This is a genomic window from Acetobacter pasteurianus subsp. pasteurianus LMG 1262 = NBRC 106471 (assembly GCF_000285275.1).
In the GTDB taxonomy this organism is placed as follows: Bacteria; Pseudomonadota; Alphaproteobacteria; order Acetobacterales; family Acetobacteraceae; genus Acetobacter; species Acetobacter pasteurianus.
Genome location: NZ_CADO01000116.1, coordinates 1 through 1,760 on the forward strand (window position 1 = coordinate 1; position 1,760 = coordinate 1,760).

Here is a 1,760-nt window from a genome sequence, read left to right on the forward strand (position 1 = left end):
CAGAGTGGTGATTTCCAGTTCAGCCTCTGCACGCCGTTTTTGTTCCTGGGCCAGCTTGGCCCGCAGGTCTTCTATTGCATCAATCGCGTTGGGCTTGCCTTCGGCCTTCAACCGCAGGTTTCGCAGCAACACACGCAGGCTCATGCTGCCACCTGTGCGCTTTGCTGGTGCATGAAGTGCTGCTGATACGCGGTTTTCTCAAATGGCACGGGCGGCAGGCCATTTTCCTGCGCCAGTTCTGGCCAGCGGCGCTTTACGGCCCCAAAATCCCGGCAATCGGTAAACGCATCCTTCCAAACCTTGGCGGCCTTGGCCCATGCCTGCTCGAATTTGGCATTTTCCTTGACTGTCTGCGGTTTTTCGGGGGCTGTATCCTGCACTTTCGGGCGCAAGTGCTGCACCTCTATGCCGCGCAAAACTGCGGCTTCAAACACCTTCAGCCGCCGAGGCTCCTCACCATTCTTGCGCATAGCCTCGGTATGCTCCCGAATGGCGGAAATAATGGTATCCGGTTCTGCGCCCTGCCCCATCCAGCGCCGCACCAGCGAGACCGCATACGGCGCCTGATCGTTCATGCCGGTTGTGGCAATCACGCGGGCTACTGTCTGGGCCACCTGCTCCTGAGCCAGTGCTGGGTTTTCGGTTTCCCCAGAAATAGAACTAGAAGGAATATTATTATCTCTCTCTAATTCTAGATCTATGGAAACCGAAGGAACCGAAGTTTCATAACCCAAGCCCGTGATAGGTTTTTTGCTTGGGTTTTCTGCAGCGCCTTTGCCGCCGTCTACAGTGCTCATCAGCGGCATGCTGCGCTGGGTGGTGTTCATCACCGGGCTCTTGCGTGGGCGGCCGCCTTTTTTACCGTTTTCACGCGCTGCCATAGCCTTACGGCTGATACCTTCCGGCACATCGCAGCTTTCCTGCATCTGCTGCCAGCGGGCATCTGCTTCGGCCTTTGCAGCTTCACGTTCTTCCTTGCGCAACAGGCGATCATACAGGTGTGGGCTGAACAACGCGCCTTCATCATCCCGCGCCAGAAAGCCGCGCTGGATGAGCTGCGGTAGCACGCGGGCCAGCACATCCTGATGCAGCCACGCCTGCACGGCAATTTCCGCATCGGTCAGCACGTACTGCCCAGAACGAAACACGCAGGAACGTGCCTCTTTCAGCGCGTCACGCAGGTTTTCGAACACGCCGCGATATTCGGAAGGCATGGAGCGCACCATCTTGAGCGATGGCAGATCATCCCGCGCAAAGTCCTGAATATGTGGGCGGATCAGGTCAGCCATCAGCTTGGCCCTCCCCTTTTACAGAATACGGCTTGCCCAGCTGCTGGATGGTATGAATACGGGCCAGCGCCCGCTCCAGCACATGCTTGGTTTTTGCCATTTTGGGTGCAATTTCGTTGGCTTCTTGGGGGTCAATCACACCGTCTTCCAGAATGCGGATAGCGGTGGAAACCATCTCTCCCGAAACCATGCTGTATTCGCTCATATCCCGGCCAAAATCACCGGGGCCAACATGCATGGGCAGCACAACATACCCCAGCGCGTGCGCCATTTCTGAAAGCAGAATGGGCTGCTCGGCACATCTGTCCAGATCTATGGCGATATCCAGCGGAATAACGGTTGGCTGATGCCTGCTGGCATAGGCCTCCAGTTGGGATTTCTGCACGCGCGTAAAACCGGCTGCGGCCCGAAAATCTCCAACGGCTTCAACCGCACGTTTTGTGGCTGTTTTGATGGACGCCAGAAAGCGAT

The 1,760-nt window shown here is 56.9% G+C and carries 2 protein-coding genes; both read right to left on the reverse strand.

Features of this window, described 5'->3' with window-relative positions:
• Positions 1-140 precede the first annotated feature (140 nt).
• Positions 141-1,289, reverse strand: coding sequence for a hypothetical protein (locus APA10_RS11780; RefSeq protein ID WP_003631270.1), 1,149 nt, complete (start codon positions 1,287-1,289; stop codon positions 141-143).
• Positions 1,282-1,760, reverse strand: a 479-nt coding sequence (locus APA10_RS11785; RefSeq protein ID WP_080587173.1) for a hypothetical protein, incomplete at its 5' end; no start/stop codon positions are given. The genes APA10_RS11780 and APA10_RS11785, both read right to left, overlap by 8 nt.

Coding starts and splice junctions, on each gene's coding strand:
- APA10_RS11780 (WP_003631270.1), bottom strand. CDS start 1,289: ATGGCTGACCTGATCCGCCCACATATTCAGGACTTTGCGCGGGATGAT.